The sequence below is a fragment of the Halomonas qaidamensis genome (assembly GCF_025917315.1).
GTDB lineage: Bacteria > Pseudomonadota > Gammaproteobacteria > Pseudomonadales > Halomonadaceae > Vreelandella > Vreelandella qaidamensis.
Map to the genome: position 1 here is coordinate 1671826 of NZ_CP080627.1, position 17159 is coordinate 1688984.

Consider the following 17159-nt stretch of genomic DNA (forward strand, 5'->3'; position numbering starts at 1 on the left):
AACGACTTTAAAAAACTCAACACTTTCCACCATTGATAGCGAAATGTGATCCTTGGTATGGATCACCACTGCGCTCAAGGAATACCTTAATGCCCATAGTAACATTGCCTGATGGCAGCCAAAGAACGTTCGAAACACCACTTTCTATCATGCAGCTCGCAGAATCGATTGGCCCTGGTTTGGCCAAGGCCTGTGTGGCTGGCAAGATTGATGGTGTGTTGGTCGATGCTGCTGATTTAATCGAGCATGATGCTGAAATAGCGATAATTACCGCCCGTGATCCAGAGGGCCTGGAGATTATTCGTCACTCTTGCGCTCACCTGATTGGGCATGCGGTTAAACAGCTATATCCTGATGCTAAAATGGCCATTGGGCCGGTGATTGATGATGGTTTTTATTACGATATTGACTTTGGTAAGTCTGTAACGCCTGAAGACTTAGATGCCATTGAAAAACGTATGCAATCGCTCATTGAGCGTGACTACGATGTGATACGCGAGTACGTTGATCGCGACAAAGCGATGAGTACATTTGTTGAGCGTGGCGAGACATTCAAGCAAGAAATTGTTCGCGATATACCCAAAGATGCAACAATTCGTTTGTATCACCATGAAGAATATACGGATATGTGTCGTGGGCCGCACGTGCCAAATACGCGACACCTTAAAGCTTTTAAGCTGACAAAGTTGGCGGGTGCCTATTGGCGTGGTGATGCTTCTAACCCAATGCTGACACGTATTTATGGCACCGCATGGGGCGATAAGAAGCAGCTCAAGGCTTATTTAAAACGCCTAGAAGAAGCTGAAAAACGAGATCACCGTAAACTGGCGCGAAAAATGGATCTTTTCCATTTGCAAGAAGAAGCGCCTGGAATGGTGTTTTGGCACCCCAATGGCTGGACGATGTACCAGGCCTTGGAAGATTACATGCGTAAAATTCAGCGTGCGCATGGCTATCAAGAGATTAAAACGCCGCAGGTGGTAGATCTTTCATTGTGGAAGAAATCTGGTCATTGGGGGCATTATAGTGAACTCATGTTTACCACTGAGTCGGAAAAGCGTGAATATGCCGTTAAACCGATGAATTGCCCCTGTCATGTGCAGGTATTTAATCAGGGGTTGAAAAGCTACCGCGATTTGCCGTTGCGCCTAGCAGAGTTTGGTAGCTGCCACCGAAATGAACCATCGGGTTCCTTACATGGTCTGATGCGTGTTCGTGGTTTTACTCAAGATGATGCGCATATCTTTTGTACTGAAAGCCAAATTCAGGCAGAAGCAGAAGCATTTATTGTGCTTACCTTGCAGGTTTATAAAACGCTCGGCTTTGAAGACGTTGAGCTTAAACTCTCAACACGGCCTGAAGATTTTCTTGGCGAAGCAGAGATGTGGGATCGAGCAGAGCATGGGCTTGAGGCTGCACTTAATGCAACGGGGCTTGATTGGGAGCTTCAGCCAGGAGAAGGGGCTTTTTATGGGCCGAAAATTGAATTTGCCCTGCGTGATTGCCTGAATCGTGTTTGGCAATGTGGTACTCTACAGTTAGATTTTAATTTGCCAGGGCGGTTAGGCGCGCAATATGTAGATGAAGATGGGACGCGTAAGACCCCTGTTATGCTTCATCGTGCTATCTTAGGGTCCTTTGAGCGGTTTTTGGGAATCCTAATTGAGCACTATGCTGGTGCTATGCCATTGTGGTTGGCGCCTCAGCAAGTCGTTTTGATGACCATTACTGATGCGCAGCGTGATTATGCGCTTGAGTTGGAGCAACGGCTGCAAAAAAATGGTTTACGTGTCAAAGCGGACTTGAGGAACGAGAAGATCGGCTTTAAAATCCGTGAACACACATTACAGAAAGTTCCCTATCTCCTTGTGGTGGGAGATAAGGAAGTCGAAGCTGACTCAGTGGCCGTGCGAACTCGCAGCGGCGAAAACCTCGGCACAATGACAGTCGATGAATTCATTGACCGTTGCAGTGCGGAGCGAGCAGCCCTGGCGACATCGTCAATTGCCTAAGGAGACGGAGCAATCAAGCGAAGCAATCAGCGCGGGCGTCCACAAGACAAACGCCCACCAATGAACGAGAGAATTATCGAAGAAGAAGTACGTTTAATCGATGCTGAAGGTGAGCAGTTGGGTGTTGTGCCCACCACCGAAGCACTTGAGCGTGCCGAAGCTGCCGGTTTAGACCTCGTACAAATTTCGAATGCCGATCCGATCGTGTGTAAGATCATGGATTATGGCAAATTTGTTTTTGAGACGAAGAAACAAAAAGCGGCTCAAAAGAAAAAGCAAAAGCAAATCCAGGTTAAGGAAGTTAAGTTCCGTCCTGGCACCGATGAAGGCGATTATCAGGTCAAGCTTAAAAACCTGACACGCTTTCTAGAAGGTGGTGATAAGGGCAAAGTCACATTGCGCTTCCGTGGTCGTGAAATGGCGCATCAAGACATTGGCCGTAAGCTAATGGAAAGGATCGCGGCAGACCTGGAAGAGATCGGAGCGGTTGAGTCTTTCCCCAAAATGGAAGGACGCCAGATGATCATGATTATTGCCCCGAAAAAGAAGTGATCCAACGGCGAAGTTAACGGATCAGCGCGAAAGCGCTGATCGGCCCTGGGTTTTCTAAAAAATATCGAGCGGAGTTTTCTCATGCCGAAAATCAAAAGCAACAGCGGCGCTGCCAAGCGCTTCAAAAAGACCGCGAATGGCTTCAAGCACAAGCAGTCTTTCCGTAGCCACATCTTGACCAAGAAGTCGACCAAGCGTAAGCGTCAGCTGCGTGGCATGAAACAGATTCATGCTTCTGATAAAGCGCTGATCCAGCGCATGCTGCCGAATCTGTAAGGTCGAATTTTCTTATCTGAGAGCATTCAGCCTCAGTCATAAAGTCAGGAGTGTGTTATGACCCGTGTTAAGCGTGGCGTAGTTGCCCGTCGTCGCCATAAAAAAGTATTGAAGCAGGCCAAAGGTTACTACGGTGCCCGTTCGCGTGTTTTCCGCGTAGCCAAACAGGCTGTTATCAAAGCCGGTCAGTATGCTTACCGTGACCGTCGCAACCGCAAGCGTCAATTCCGCGCTTTGTGGATCCAGCGTATTAACGCTGGCGCGCGTATCAATGGCATGTCTTACAGCCGCTTTGTTGGCGGTCTGAAGAAAGCCGGTATTGAAATTGACCGTAAAGTATTGGCCGACCTGGCAGTACACGAAAAAGCCGCGTTTGCAGCTATCGTGGAAAAAGCCAAGGCTGCCCAATAAAGCATATAACGCTGAGCTAAATCAGTGTGATGTGTCTGAGGTCATTTTAGTGTGACCCATGCAGGGGAAGAGCAGCCGCTCTTCCCCTGTTTTTTTGTCACCTTCAACATGCCAGCCATCTTTAGAGATGGAAACCGCTTAATTCGGAGTGAATCGGATGGACCATCTTCCTACTCTGGTCACAGAGGCCCGCGATGCGATTCAGGCAGCGCAAAGTGTCTCTGCCCTAGATGAGTTGCGCGTACGTTACTTAGGTAAAAAAGGCGAAGTGACGGCCTTGTTGAAAGGCTTAGGAAAGCTATCAGCAGAAGAGCGTCCTGCCGCCGGTGAGCAAATTAATCAGGCAAAACAGACCCTGGCTACTGAAATTGATACAAAGCGTCAACAGCTTGAAAGCCAAGCACTCAACGCTCGCTTGGCGGCAGAGAGAATTGATGTAACATTACCCGGTCGTGGTCAAGAGAGTGGTGGTCTGCACCCTGTTACCCGCACGCTTGAGCGCATTGAGGGCTTATTTACCAGGATTGGCTACGATGTGGCGGTAGGGCCAGAAATTGAAGATGATTATCACAATTTTGAGGCGCTAAATATACCTGCCCATCACCCGGCGCGCGGTATGGCCGATACCTTCTATTTCGATGCTACCCGCCTGTTGCGTACCCATACGTCGCCAGTTCAAGTGCGTACGATGAAGAGTAGCGAGCCGCCAATTCGCATTGTCTGCCCCGGTCGCGTCTACCGTAGCGATTCAGATCTCACCCATACGCCAATGTTCCATCAAGTGGAGGGTCTGTTGGTTGACGAAGGTGTGAGTTTTGCAGATCTTAAAGGCACGATTGAAGATTTCCTCCAAGCTTTTTTTGAACGCAATGATCTTTCAGTGCGCTTCCGTCCCTCTTACTTTCCATTCACTGAACCTTCTGCAGAGGTCGATATTCAGTGCGTGATGTGTAGCGGTGATGGCTGTCGTGTTTGCTCGCATAGCGGCTGGTTGGAAGTGATGGGCTGTGGCATGGTGCATCCCGAGGTATTTCGGCACTCAGGTATTGATGCTGAGCGCTACACAGGGTTTGCATTTGGAATGGGTGCCGAGCGGCTTGCAATGTTGCGCTACGGTGTTAACGACCTGCGTTTGTTCTTTGAGAACGATCTGCGTTTTCTTCGCCAATTTACCTAAGACCGCTGCCAACGACGGGAACCCTTATGAAATTTTCAGAACAGTGGCTGCGTGATTGGGTGGCACCGCAGCTTGATACACAGGCAATCGCCGATCAGATCACCATGGCAGGCCTTGAGGTTGATGGCATTGAGGCCGTTGCATCCCCATTTAGCGGGGTAGTGGTCGCAGAGGTATTGACCAAGGCGAAGCACCCAGACGCGGATAAACTCAACGTCTGTACCGTTAATGATGGTACGGGTGAACCTGTGCAGGTGGTTTGCGGCGCTCCCAACGTTGATGTGGGCCAAAAAATTCCATTTGCTCAAGTGGGTGGTGTGTTACCTGGCGACTTCAAGATCAAGAAAGCCAAATTGCGTGGCGTAGAGTCTCGCGGAATGATTTGCTCCGCCTCTGAGTTAGGTTTGGCGGAGGAGGTGTCACCAGGTATTTTTGTGCTACCTGCCTCCGCGCCGGTAGGCGTAAATTTTCGTGAGTACATGCAACTCGATGATATGACTATTGAAGTTGATCTCACGCCGAACCGTGGTGATTGCCTCAGTATTAAGGGGCTAGCCCGAGAAGTGGGTGTGCTCAATCGTCTTCCGGTAAGTGGGCCTGAAATGGCCACTGTTGATGCTAGTATCAGTGATACTTTTTCAGTGCGTATTGAGGCGCCAGAACAGTGCCCGCGCTACTTGGGGCGTATTATTAAAGACGTTGATGTTAGTGCCGAAACCCCGTTGTGGATGGTAGAACGTTTACGTCGCAGTGGTGTTCGATCTATTGATCCTGTGGTTGATGTCACTAACTATGTGATGCTGGAGCTTGGTCAGCCGCTGCATGCATTCGACCGCGATAACCTTCATGGCGGTATCACCGTTCGGTTGGCGGGCAAGGATGAGCGTTTGACTTTGCTGGATGGGCAAGAAGTAGCGCTGAGGTCGGAGACGCTGGTTATTGCAGACGATAATGGCCCGCTAGCAATGGCTGGTGTCATGGGGGGTGAGAACTCAGGTGTAAACGAGAAAACAGACACGATTTTCTTGGAGTCTGCCTATTTCACGCCGTTGGCTATCGCAGGGCAAGCGCGTTCATATGGTCTTCATACGGATGCATCTCACCGGTTTGAGCGTGGCGTTGACCCGGCACTTGCCAGAGTGGCAATTGAGCGAGCCACCAAGCTTTTGATGGAGATATGTGGCGGCCAGGCAGGGCCCGTTGTTGAGTCATCTAGTAGTGAATACTTGCCAGCGCCAGGCAACATCGTACTGCGCGAAGCACGTCTAGAAAGTGCGCTTTCAAAGCGGCTGCCAGCTGAAGATGTAACTGACATTCTTCAGCGTTTAGGGCTAGCGGTTGATAAACAGGGAGATGGCTGGTCCGTTACAGCACCAAGTTGGCGCTTTGATTTGGCAATTGAAGAAGATCTCATTGAAGAGATTGCCCGGATTCATGGCTATAATAATCTGCCTGTCCGGCGCCCCGCAGCGCGTTTAGCGCTACGTCCCGCTAACGAAGCAATGCTGACACAGGCTCAATTGCGTAATCAGATGGTGGCGCGTGGTTTTCAGGAGGCGATAACCTATAGTTTCGTTGCGCCTGACCTACAGACGGCGCTGCTGCCAGACGCGGTATCGCCAGTGTTGGCAAACCCGATTTCGTCAGATTTGTCAGTGATGCGCGCTAGCCTGTTCCCGGGCTTGGTGCGTGCGCTTGAACATAATCTTAACCGCCAGCAGACCCGTGTCAGATTGTTTGAAACCGGTTTAGTATTTAATGGTCATTTAGACAACCTGTCGCAGGTGCCCATGATGGGAGCCCTGGTGTGTGGGAGTCGTGAGCCAGAAGGCTGGAGCGGGGCTAAGGCTCAGGTCGACTTTTATGACCTAAAAGGGGATTTAGAAAGTCTATTAGCGCTTGGTGGCGCGTTTGATGCTTGGCGCTTTGAGCCAGATGAGCACCCTTCGCTACATCCTGGGCAAACGGCTAAGCTGTTGCACAATGGTAAGCCTGCTGGTTGGATTGGTGCGTTACATCCTCAGGTGCGAGCTAAGTTGGGACTGAAGGTTGATGCTGTTATGTTCGAAGTTCGCCTAGATGCACTCAGTGAGGGCGCCATTCCAGCGTTTGAGCCACTGTCTCGCTATCCAGAGGTTCGTCGCGACTTGGCTTTCACCGTCAAGGCAGAAACACCAGTTCAGGCACTGCTTGATTGTGCAAAAGCACAAGCGGGCGATTACTTAAAAGACATTAGACTGTTTGATGTCTATGCTGGTAAGGGCGTGGCCGATGGTGACAAGAGTATTGCGTTGGGCTTGACGTGGCAGCATGCATCGCGCACGCTAAATGATGATGAAATCAACCTGTTGGTAGATTCCATCATAGCGCAAGTACGATCTGAACTAGGCGCCGAGCTACGAGCATAGCCGTTGTAGCCAGGACGGTAGGTGATGTTTGGGATCAGTTCTTGCGAATAACTAAATAGCGCCATAACGCGACGCTTATCACGTTCTTGGCAATGCGTTTGCTACATGGAGGGGGCCTTATGGGTGCGTTGACCAAAGCAGAGCTAGCAGAACATTTACACACTGAGCTTGCGCTGTCGAAGCGAGAAGCAAAAGCCATGGTTGAGGCTTTTTTTGAAGAGATTCGTGCCTGCTTACGCGAAAATGAGCAAGTTAAGCTGTCGGGTTTCGGAAACTTCGACTTGCGTGATAAGCGCGAAAGACCAGGGCGTAACCCCAAGACAGGTGAGGAAATTCCAATTTCTGCCCGCCGCGTCGTTACTTTCCGTCCCGGCCAAAAACTGAAGCAACAGGTAGAACGCTACAAGTAGCTATTGATTGGTTAAGTAAGTAAAAAGGAGTGCCGAACGGCACTCCTTTTTCATCTGTTGGCTAAACGCCACGCCCTTCGATCAGCCAGGTAATCACCACCTTAATAACGTAGCCCAGCATGCCAGCTCCCAAAACAACAAAAAGCATGATGGTGCCGAATTTTCCAGCGTTCGATTTTTTCGCTAAATCCCAAATAATAAAACACATAAATACGATTAGACCACCAACCATAATGGGTGTGATCCATGCCTCAAAAAGTTGTTGCATAACATTTCCTGTGCAAAATTAATGATCCCACCTGGGGAGGCGTGTGCCGTCTTTACAAGTCGTGTTAATATTTGACCAAATTAATCGGGTATTTGTCGACTGAACGACGTGTAGTGCGACACTTTTACAGAGGAGTACGAGCATGCCAACGCTAACAATCTTAGTCGGTACTATGTACGGTGGTGCGTTAGATGTCGCAGAGCAAGTAAAACCGTTGTTTGAACAGGCGGGCTACAAAGTTGATATTTCAGAACAGCCAACCATCAATGACTTGACTCATTCTGCAGATCTCACGCTTTTTTGCGTGTCGACAACGGGGAGTGGCGATTTTCCAGGTAATTTTGTTTCCTTTGTGCGTGGTTTGCAGGAAAAAAGTCCTTCACTCGCATCGTTACGCTACGGCTTGATTGCGTTGGGCGATAGCTCGTATGGAGAAACTTTCTGTGGAGCGGGAAGGGCACTAGATGCTCTATTAGAAGAGCACGGTGCCACGCGTCTAGGAGATCGTCTTGAAGTCGATGCAATGGAAACCTTCATGGCAGATGACGCCGCTGTTCCATGGGTGGAAGAGTGGATAGTGGCTCAGCAGCTAAAGGTTGCCTAATAATGCAGCGGGTCCCTTATTCTCCGGAACGTATAAGTGTTGCCATCGGACTTTGCATCGTAATGTTGGCAGCTATACCACGCTATATGGTAGAAGGGCATGAAACACGCCAAACACTGCTGCTTATCGCACTCGCTATCGTACTAGGGGCCGCTGCTGTTCAGTGGAAAATGCTCTCTGTTAGTGCACGAAAAGAGTTACCTAAGTTATGTCAGCGTTTAGCGTTGATGTTGCTAATGGGTGCCCTCGTGATGGGGGCATGGCATGCTTTATTCACTGACTGGATTAGTTGGCAAGTATTTATTTCGCACGCAGCGACGTGCGGGCTACTATTTCATGCCATTTCCCTATGGTGGGGAAAACGCGAGTAAAGACCATTGCGTTGGGTTAGCTAATTAGGCTACAACGCTATCTTTAACGTTTCGAAAGGGTTTTGGTTGCCTTGCAACCAAAAAAACGGCCTAAAACGGCCGTTTTGCTAGTAATTACTCTTGTATTTGTGGGTTGTGCCCCCATCTTGCGAGTATGGCGCTTGCCACGATGCGCTAGGGTTCTTAAAATTGCCCCCTTGAACTTATTTTACGCAATCAACATAACGCCCAGCCGCTAGAGGACAATTCATGCAAGTTTCCGTCGAGACGACCTCCCAGATCGAACGCCGTATCACTATTCAGGTGCCGGCCGCCGAAATCGACGAGGCCGTCAGCGCTCGCTTGAAAGACACCGCGAAAAACGTTCGCTTGAATGGTTTTCGCCAGGGCCGAGTGCCGATGGCTGTAGTTCGTCAGCGCTATGGCGACAGCGTGCGCAACGAAGTGGTAGGTGAAGTGATGCGTGAGCGCTATGTGCGCGCCATCACAGAGGAAGGCCTTAATCCTGCCGGTTTCCCCCAGATTGAGCCAAAAGTAAATCAAACTGGTAAAGATTTAGAGTTTGTAGCGGTAATGGAAATTTATCCGCAGGTCGAGCTTGCTTCTATCGAAGGGACTGAGGTTGAGCGCCCAGTAGTAACTGTTAGCGATAGTGATGTTGATGAAATGATCGACACACTGCGTAAGCAAAACGCTGCCTGGGAAGAAGTAGACGCTGCTGCCGCTGATGGCGATCAGGTCACTATCGATTTCCAGGGCTTCCTGGGCGATGAGCCGTTCGAAGGTGGAAGTGCAGAAGGCCATGCTCTGGTGATTGGCTCTAACAGCTTCATTCCAGGCTTTGAAGAGCAGTTAATCGGTGCGAAAGCAGGTGATGAGAAAACGATAACTGTTACGTTCCCTGACGATTATCAGGCGGAGCATCTTGCAGGCCAAGAGGCGACTTTTAAAGTTACTGTTCATAAAGTCAGCAGCCAAACGCTGCCGGCCGTAGACGCTGAGTTTATTGCTCGCTTTGGCGTTGAAGATGGTGATGAAGACAAGTTCCGTGCTGAAATCAAAAAGAACATGACGCGCGAAGCTGCTCAAGCGGTTGATAACCGTGTTAAGCAGCAAGTGCTAGATGCACTGAAAAAAGCGAATGATATCCCTGTGCCTAGTGCGCTTGTTCAGCAGGAAACTGATGGCATGAAACGCCAAGCAGCGCAGCAGTTTGGTTTGGGTGAAGACTTTGACGTTAGTCAACTGCCAAATGAATTGTTCGAAGCGCAAGCGAAAGGCCGTGTTCAGGTAGGCTTGTTGTTGGCTGAGGTTATCAAAGCGAATGAGTTGGACGCTGACGATGACGCGATTAAAGCTAAAGTTGAAGAACTGGCAGAGCAGTACCAGGATCCTTCCGAGGTGGTTGAGTACTACATGAGTAATGAGCAACTCAAAACTCAAGTGAAGTCTGCCATTCTGGAAGAGAAAGCAGTTGATAAGCTATTAGAGCAGACGAACGTTAAAGACGTTGAAATGTCCTATCAACAGGCATTGGCAGCAGCTCAGCAACAAGCCGAGCAAGATGAAGATGTTGAAGAAAGCGAGCAAGCTAGCGCCTAACTTCATCGAGTGGCGCACCCTTTCATCGGGTGCGCTTTCCCTTACCGGACGCAAGGAATCACGAATGAGTGAGTTTGATATTCAAAACGCCGGCGGTTTAGTGCCCATGGTGGTTGAGCAGAGCGCCAAAGGGGAAAGAGCCTACGACATCTACTCACGGCTTCTAAAAGAGCGTGTTATTTTCCTGGTAGGACCAGTTGAAGATTACATGGCAAATTTAGTGGTGGCGCAGCTGCTATTTCTTGAGTCAGAAAATCCTGATAAAGATATCCATCTTTACATCAATTCGCCTGGTGGATCGGTTACGGCTGGTATGTCTATTTATGACACCATGCAGTTTATTAAGCCGGATGTATCAACGGTATGTATTGGCCAAGCGGCTAGCATGGGTGCGTTGTTGTTAACAGCGGGTGCTGCGGGTAAACGTTACTGCTTACCTAATTCCCGTGTAATGATTCATCAGCCGTTGGGTGGCTATCAAGGTCAAGCGTCTGATATTGAAATTCACACCCGTGAAATTCTAGGTATTCGTGAAAAGTTGAATCAAATTTTAGCGCACCACACTGGCCAAGATCTTGATACCGTTGCTCGGGATACTGACCGTGACAACTTTATGAGCGCCACGAAAGCCCAAGAATATGGCTTGATTGACGCAGTGCTGGATAAGCGGCCTACATCCTGATAGCGTGATAGGATTCTGCTTTTCTAACGAGCTTTTCCGGCGGCGTAAGCCGCCGCAGTGATAGAGGTACGCGAATGGCCGACGGCAAAGGCAAGGACGAAGGTGGCAAGCTTTTATACTGCTCGTTTTGTGGTAAAAACCAAAACGAAGTGCGCAAGCTAATTGCAGGCCCGTCCGTGTATATCTGCGATGAGTGTGTCGACTTATGTAATGACATCATTCGCGAAGAAGTTCTCGAAGCCGATGCCGAGAGCGATGAAGAGCGTTTACCTACGCCGCGCGAAATACGTCATACGTTAGACGACTACGTCATCGGACAGGATCGCGCCAAAATGGTGCTTTCTGTGGCGGTTTATAACCACTACAAACGTCTCAAGTCAGAAGTGCGCGAAGGCGATGTAGAGTTAGGTAAATCAAATATTCTGCTTATTGGTCCTACAGGTAGTGGTAAAACGCTGCTAGCGGAAACCATGGCACGGCTACTTAATGTACCTTTTACCATTGCCGATGCCACCACGCTGACAGAAGCGGGTTACGTGGGTGAAGATGTTGAAAATATCATCCAAAAGCTTCTGCAAAAGTGTGATTACGACGTTGAGAAGGCTGAGCGTGGCATTGTCTATATCGATGAAATTGATAAGATTTCACGCAAATCCGATAACCCTTCCATCACACGTGATGTGTCGGGTGAGGGCGTTCAACAGGCGCTGCTCAAGTTGATTGAAGGGACAACCGCCTCTGTGCCGCCCCAAGGTGGTCGTAAACATCCCCAGCAAGAGTTTGTTCAGGTCAATACGGCCAACATTCTGTTTATTGTGGGGGGGGCTTTCGCGGGACTTGATAAAGTTATCCGTGATCGGGCTGAGAAAGGTGGCATTGGCTTTAATGCCAGCGTGAAGAGCAAAGAGTCCTCGCGTGGCGTTGGTGAGCTGCTGGCTGATGTAGAACCAGACGACTTGGTGAAGTTTGGGTTAATACCTGAATTTGTTGGCCGTTTGCCAGTGATTGCAACACTCACCGAGCTAACAGAAGATGCACTGGTACAAATCTTAACTGAGCCAAAGAACTCACTGGTTAAGCAATACGCTAAGCTCTTCGAAATGGAAGATGTTACGCTGGAGTTTAGAGATGATGCGCTGCGTGCAGTGGCTATCAAAGCGATGGAGCGTAAGACCGGAGCGCGAGGGCTGCGTTCTATCCTTGAGTCCGTTCTGCTAGATACCATGTATGAAATTCCTTCGCTTGAAGGTGTTAGCAAAGTGGTAATTGATAGTTCAGTGATTGCTGGTGAAAGCGAACCGTTGCTGATTTATTCAAAGCAGGAAGAAACACGTGTTGATGGCACCGATGGCTAGTGGTTAAGCATTTACGATGGCCTAGTCTTGCTTGCTTGCGCCAAACAAAGGGGTCGCCTAGGCGGCCCCTCGTTATTCATCTGTTACTCGTAAAGTTTCTGCCTAGTTGCCCAGCGCCATGCTTTTCATACTGTGAGGTACTTGATTAAGTACCCTTTCAAGTACTCATCCGATTTTGAGGAACGTCTGCGATGCAGCAGAACGCCGATCAGACACAATGTCTACCCCTGTTGCCTTTGCGGGATGTCGTTGTGTATCCGCAAATGGTTATTCCACTTTTTGTTGGTCGCGAGAAATCCATCCAAGCATTGGAAGCAGCGATGGATGCCGACAAACGTGTGCTGCTGGTAGCTCAGCGCGAGGCCTCACAGGACGAGCCTGACAATGCTGATCTTTATGCCATGGGCACCGTGGCTGATATCATGCAGTTGCTAAAATTACCCGATGGCACGGTGAAAGTGCTGATAGAAGGTGATTTTCGCGCCGATGTCATGAAGATTGAAGAAAACGAAGCTGGTTACACCCAGGCACATCTAGTGCCGCGTGAGAGTCAGCCATTGACTAGTCGTGAGCAAGAAGCGTTAGTACGCGTATTGCTCAATCAATTTGAGCAATACGTCAAACTGTCCAAAAAAGTGCCTAACGAGGTTCTCAATTCGCTTTCTGGAATTGAAGATCCAAGCCGCTTGGTGGACACCATTTGCGCACACCTGTCGTTAAAGATAGGTGATAAGCAAGAGCTGCTTGAAATGGATCGTGTCCGCGACCGTATCGAGCACTTAATGGCACTTATTGAATCAGAAATTGATTTGTTGCAGGTTGAAAAGCGCATCCGCTCACGCGTAAAAGAGCAGATGGAAAAGACCCAGCGCGAGTATTATCTCAATGAGCAGATGAAGGCCATCCAGAAAGAAATGGGTGAGCTGGAAAATGTGCCAAATGAAGCTGAAAAATACGAGCAGGCCATTGCCGCTTCTGGAATGCCTAAAGAGGCAGCTGATAAAGCGACCCAGGAGCTTAATAAGCTCAAGATGATGGCTGCTAATTCTGCCGAAGCAACGGTTGTTCGCTCCTATCTTGACTGGCTAATTGCGGTCCCGTGGAAGAAGCGCACACGTGTAAAGCACGACCTAGTGAAAGCACAGGAAGTGCTCGATCAGGATCACTACGGTTTAGAAGAAGTAAAAGCACGTATTCTTGAATATCTTGCTGTGCAGAAGCGTGTTCGTAAGATGAAAGGGCCTGTATTATGTTTGGTAGGGCCGCCAGGGGTGGGGAAAACCTCTCTTGGACAATCTATCGCTCGGGCAACAAATCGTAAGTATGTTCGTTTGGCGTTAGGCGGTGTTCGTGACGAGTCTGAGATTCGTGGTCACCGCCGCACCTACATTGGCTCATTGCCGGGTAAGTTAATGCAGCGGATGAGCCGTGCTGGTGTTAAAAACCCGCTTTTCTTACTGGATGAAGTCGATAAGCTAGGGATGGATCATCGTGGTGATCCTGCCTCAGCGCTGCTAGAAGTGCTTGATCCAGAGCAAAATAATAGCTTCAGTGATCACTATCTGGAATTGGACTACGACTTGTCTGAAACCCTATTCATCTGTACTGCTAACTCGATGAATATTCCAGGCCCGCTTTTGGATCGCATGGAAATAATTCGTTTGCCGGGTTACACAGAAGATGAAAAGCTAGCAATCGCGAGACGATATTTGTTGCCGAAGCAGCAGGAAGCGAATGGCCTAAAGACGGAAGAGCTGGCACTTAACGACGACGCATTGTTAGAACTAGTGCGTTATTACACCCGTGAAGCTGGGGTGCGAGAGCTAGAGCGTCAGATCGCTAAAGTATGCCGTAAAGTGCTGCGTGAACGTCTAGAAGCCGAGCAGACAACTGGTGGTAAGCAGGGTAGCCAACTACAGGCACAGCAGGTACTAGCAGCTGAAGATATTGAAGCCTATGCGGGCGTACGTCGTTATAGCTACGGGTTGGCTGAACAGGAAGATCAAGTTGGTCGCGTGACGGGGCTAGCATGGACATCAGTTGGCGGCGAATTACTGAATATCGAATCTGTTGTGACACCTGGTAAGGGGCGTATTAACAAAACCGGCTCGCTGGGCGATGTTATGAAAGAGTCAGTGAGTGCGGCGCAAACGGTCGTTAAGGCCCGTGCGAAAGAGTATGGGATTGACCCTCAGAGATTTGAGAACGAAGACTTGCATATTCATGTGCCAGAAGGAGCCACGCCAAAAGATGGCCCTAGTGCAGGCGTTGCCATGGTAACCGCTATTGTTTCTGCCTACACTCAACGCCCTGTACGCTGTGATGTGGCGATGACTGGAGAAGTTAACCTGCGTGGTGAAGTGATGCCTATTGGGGGGCTGAAGGAGAAATTGCTGGCAGCTCGTCGCGGTGGTATAAAGATAGTCTTGATCCCCGAGGAAAATCGTCGAGATCTTAAGGAAGTGCCAGAAAATATCAAAGGGGCCCTTGATATTCGCCCAGTGCAGTGGATAGATGAGGTACTAGCGGTAGCCTTGCATAATGATCCGGTTGATGAGAGTTCTGCGTTAAAAAGTTCTGACGCAGCTTTTGGTTCAACCACTGTAGCAAGTACCCATTAAGCGTTAATGCTCCGTTGAGTTTTTGACATTAATTAATAAGTTTGTCCAAGACATTGAGTTTTGGGCATTTCACGGCTCTGTCGCTTGACAGGTGTTTCAATGCATTGCTATAAATCGCAGCCATGCTTTGAAGTTATATCTTACGGTGGCAGTGCCGTTCAGAGCCATTTTTTTGAAATAGTCAAGGGGTGAAGTGTGAATAAGTCTGAGCTGATTGAAGCTATTGCCGCGTCTGCTGATATTCCCAAAGCAGTGGCAACCCGCGCATTGGATGCCATGGTGGAGTCTGTCACCGATAGCCTCAAAAAGGGCGAAAGTGTTTCACTGGTAGGCTTTGGCACTTTCGCTATTAAAGAGCGTGCTGCACGTACTGGTCGTAACCCGCAGACTGGTCAGCCGATTGAAATTAGCGCTGCGAAAGTACCTAGCTTTAAAGCCGGTAAAGCGCTGAAAGACGCCGTCAACTAATTGGCTCGCGTTTGCTGTAAGCTAATGGGCGCATCGCATCCGCGATGCGCCCATGTTTTTTTCTGGCCCGATAGTTGGGGCGATAGATGGCTGTGATGATCTGAGGCTAGCATGCTGCAAAGTATTCGAGATGGCTCCAGAAGCTGGGGTGCCAAAATAATTATTGGTGTTATGGTTGCTGCCATGGCACTTTTTGGTGTGGAGTCGCTGTTTAGTGTTTTTGGCGACGATCCTAATCAAGTGGCGAGCGTTAATGGCGAGCCAATCATGCGCCAGCAAATTGAGCTTGAGGTGCAACGTGCACTTCGCTCTGGACAGGTACCACCAGAGCAAGAACGGGCGCTTCGCAATGATGTCCTTGACCAGTTGATAACTCAGCAACTGCTAACGCAGTATGCTGAAGACGGTGGTGTGTTCGTCTCCGATGCTCAACTAGATCAAATGATTGTTGGTTTGCCAGAGTTCCATGATCAAGATGGTCGTTTTTCATCTGAGATATTTCGCAACCGTCTCGCCGGCGCAGGGTATACCCCAGTGGCGTTTCGTGAAGAGCTGCGTGCTGACATCAAACGCCAACATTTACAACAAGGCCTTGCGTTTAGCGACTTCAGCCTGGAAAGCGAGCAGGAGCGTTTAGCTGAGTTACAACGTCAGCAGCGTAGCTTTCGGTATGTTTTATTAGATGCTGATGATGTAAGTGTTGACGTAGAGGTTACTGATGCGCAAATGCAGGAATATTTCGATGTCAATCAAGCACGTTTCGAACGACCTGAACAGGTGCGCGTTGAGTATGTGTTAGTTGACCGCCAAGCCATGGCGGAGGGCGTTGACATTGATGAGGAAAAGTTGCGCGATGCGTGGCGTGAACAGAATCGCAATGCTGATCGTCGTGTTTCTCATATCATGGTGACGTTTGGTGATGAACGTAGCCGTGAAGAAGCGCAAGCAGAAGCTAACGAAGCATTTGATGCGTTGAACAACGGTGAATCGTTTGCCGATACCGCATTGCGTTACTCAGATGACACGGCAAGTGCCGAAGAGGGGGGTGACTTAGGCGTTATTAGCCGCGGTTTCTTTGGCGATGCTTTTGATGAAGCTGCTTTTGCTCTTGATGAGGGAGAGACATCTCAGTTGGTAGAGATGGATGGTGCATTTCATATTCTCCAGGTAACTGAGCTTTCAGCGCCACCTTTTGAGGAGCAGCGTGAAGCACTTCAGCAAGATGTTGCACTGCGTGATGTCAGTGATGAATTTAATCAAAAAGTGCAGCGCTTAATTGATGAGAGTTTTGCCGCAGATGACCTACAGAGTGTGGCAGATGATCTTGGTCTAACGCTGAACAAAACCGACTGGTTGGCACGTGGCGAGGGCGAAGGGGTACTTTCTGAACCGGGCGTACTTGATGAAGCCTTTAGTGATGACGTGCTAGAGGAAGGCTACAACAGCGAAGTAATCGAGCTTGATGATGATCGTCGTCTTGTGCTGCGTGTTGCAGAGCATCGTGAAACAACACAGCTGGCACTAGATGATGTGCGTGATGAAGTCGCTAACGCGGTTGCTGCTCAACAGCGTCAAGAAGCGCTTGAGCAAGAAGCAGCTCGTATGATTGCAGCATTAACATCAGGTGAAGCCAATAACATTGAATGGCTTGAGGCTAACAATATCTCACGCCAATCTAACAGTGTGCTTCCCCAAACATTGGTGCAGGAGGTATTTCGAATGCCTCGCCCCGAGGGTGGTAGCGTTTATCGCTCAGTGTCACTGCCAGAAAGTGTCGCGATCATAGCGCTTGATAGCGTCTCGGTGGGTGACGTTGACGAGCAGCTTACCTCTTTTGTCGCGCAAATGGCTGAACAGCTTCGTGCCCAGTCTGTTATCCAGGGCTTGGTTGACGATCTGCTTAGTGATGCGGAAATTGAACGTTAATTAAAGCTATATCAGC

Annotated in this window: 16 protein-coding genes; 15 read left to right on the top strand and 1 reads right to left on the bottom strand. The window is 49.2% G+C overall.

Annotated elements, in window-relative coordinates; all coding sequences use genetic code 11:
* Positions 1-89 precede the first annotated feature (89 nt).
* The 7 genes from thrS to K1Y77_RS07800 all read left to right on the top strand — a co-directional run bounded on the left by thrS (position 90) and on the right by K1Y77_RS07800 (position 7246).
* Positions 90-2012: a threonine--tRNA ligase gene (thrS, locus tag K1Y77_RS07770; protein WP_030073176.1), complete on the top strand. Its 1923-nt coding sequence runs from the start codon at positions 90-92 to the stop codon at positions 2010-2012.
* Between the two features lie 12 nt (positions 2013-2024).
* Positions 2025-2564 carry a translation initiation factor IF-3 gene (gene infC / locus K1Y77_RS07775; protein WP_084180457.1) on the top strand — a complete coding sequence of 180 codons (540 nt, stop codon included), beginning with the start codon at positions 2025-2027 and terminating at the stop codon, positions 2562-2564.
* An 81-nt stretch (positions 2565-2645) separates the two neighbouring features.
* Positions 2646-2840: a 50S ribosomal protein L35 gene (gene rpmI, locus K1Y77_RS07780; protein ID WP_009724291.1), complete on the top strand. Its 195-nt coding sequence runs from the start codon at positions 2646-2648 to the stop codon at positions 2838-2840.
* A 57-nt stretch (positions 2841-2897) separates the two neighbouring features.
* Positions 2898-3251, top strand: a complete 354-nt coding sequence (rplT, locus tag K1Y77_RS07785) for a 50S ribosomal protein L20 (protein WP_009097607.1) — start codon at positions 2898-2900, stop codon at positions 3249-3251.
* A gap of 157 nt (positions 3252-3408) precedes the next feature.
* Positions 3409-4428, top strand: coding sequence for a phenylalanine--tRNA ligase subunit alpha (gene pheS / locus K1Y77_RS07790; RefSeq protein ID WP_030073168.1), 1020 nt, complete (start codon positions 3409-3411; stop codon positions 4426-4428).
* 26 nt (positions 4429-4454) lie between these two features.
* Positions 4455-6836 (top strand): phenylalanine--tRNA ligase subunit beta, encoded by a 2382-nt coding sequence (pheT, locus tag K1Y77_RS07795; protein ID WP_264431199.1) that lies wholly within the window; start codon positions 4455-4457, stop codon positions 6834-6836.
* A gap of 119 nt (positions 6837-6955) precedes the next feature.
* Positions 6956-7246, top strand: a complete 291-nt coding sequence (locus tag K1Y77_RS07800) for an integration host factor subunit alpha (RefSeq protein WP_264018300.1) — start codon at positions 6956-6958, stop codon at positions 7244-7246.
* 61 nt (positions 7247-7307) lie between these two features.
* Here K1Y77_RS07800 and K1Y77_RS07805 read toward each other — a convergent pair whose 3' ends face one another.
* The gene (locus tag K1Y77_RS07805; protein WP_030073162.1) at positions 7308-7514 is read right to left on the bottom strand and encodes a DUF2788 domain-containing protein; all 207 of its coding nucleotides are present in this window, start codon (positions 7512-7514) and stop codon (positions 7308-7310) included.
* Between the two features lie 142 nt (positions 7515-7656).
* Here K1Y77_RS07805 and K1Y77_RS07810 point away from each other — a divergent pair, with 142 nt between their 5' ends.
* From K1Y77_RS07810 to K1Y77_RS07845, 8 genes are all read left to right on the top strand, one after another.
* Entirely contained in the window at positions 7657-8118 is a 462-nt protein-coding gene (locus K1Y77_RS07810) for a flavodoxin domain-containing protein (RefSeq protein WP_030073160.1), read from the top strand.
* A gap of 2 nt (positions 8119-8120) precedes the next feature.
* On the top strand, positions 8121-8489 hold the full coding sequence (locus K1Y77_RS07815) for a hypothetical protein (RefSeq protein WP_264018297.1): 369 nt from the start codon (positions 8121-8123) through the stop codon (positions 8487-8489).
* A gap of 249 nt (positions 8490-8738) precedes the next feature.
* Complete coding sequence (gene tig, locus K1Y77_RS07820; RefSeq protein ID WP_030073156.1) at positions 8739-10091, top strand: trigger factor; 1353 nt, start codon at positions 8739-8741, stop codon at positions 10089-10091.
* Positions 10092-10155: 64 nt separating this feature from the next.
* On the top strand, positions 10156-10773 hold the full coding sequence (gene clpP / locus K1Y77_RS07825) for an ATP-dependent Clp endopeptidase proteolytic subunit ClpP (RefSeq protein ID WP_030073154.1): 618 nt from the start codon (positions 10156-10158) through the stop codon (positions 10771-10773).
* Positions 10774-10847: 74 nt separating this feature from the next.
* Complete coding sequence (clpX, locus tag K1Y77_RS07830) at positions 10848-12128, top strand: ATP-dependent Clp protease ATP-binding subunit ClpX (RefSeq protein WP_030073153.1); 1281 nt, start codon at positions 10848-10850, stop codon at positions 12126-12128.
* A gap of 191 nt (positions 12129-12319) precedes the next feature.
* Complete coding sequence (gene lon, locus K1Y77_RS07835; protein ID WP_264431203.1) at positions 12320-14749, top strand: endopeptidase La; 2430 nt, start codon at positions 12320-12322, stop codon at positions 14747-14749.
* A gap of 195 nt (positions 14750-14944) precedes the next feature.
* Positions 14945-15217 carry an HU family DNA-binding protein gene (locus K1Y77_RS07840; protein ID WP_030073150.1) on the top strand — a complete coding sequence of 91 codons (273 nt, stop codon included), beginning with the start codon at positions 14945-14947 and terminating at the stop codon, positions 15215-15217.
* Between the two features lie 111 nt (positions 15218-15328).
* Positions 15329-17143, top strand: coding sequence for a SurA N-terminal domain-containing protein (locus tag K1Y77_RS07845; protein WP_264431206.1), 1815 nt, complete (start codon positions 15329-15331; stop codon positions 17141-17143).
* Positions 17144-17159 lie beyond the last annotated feature (16 nt).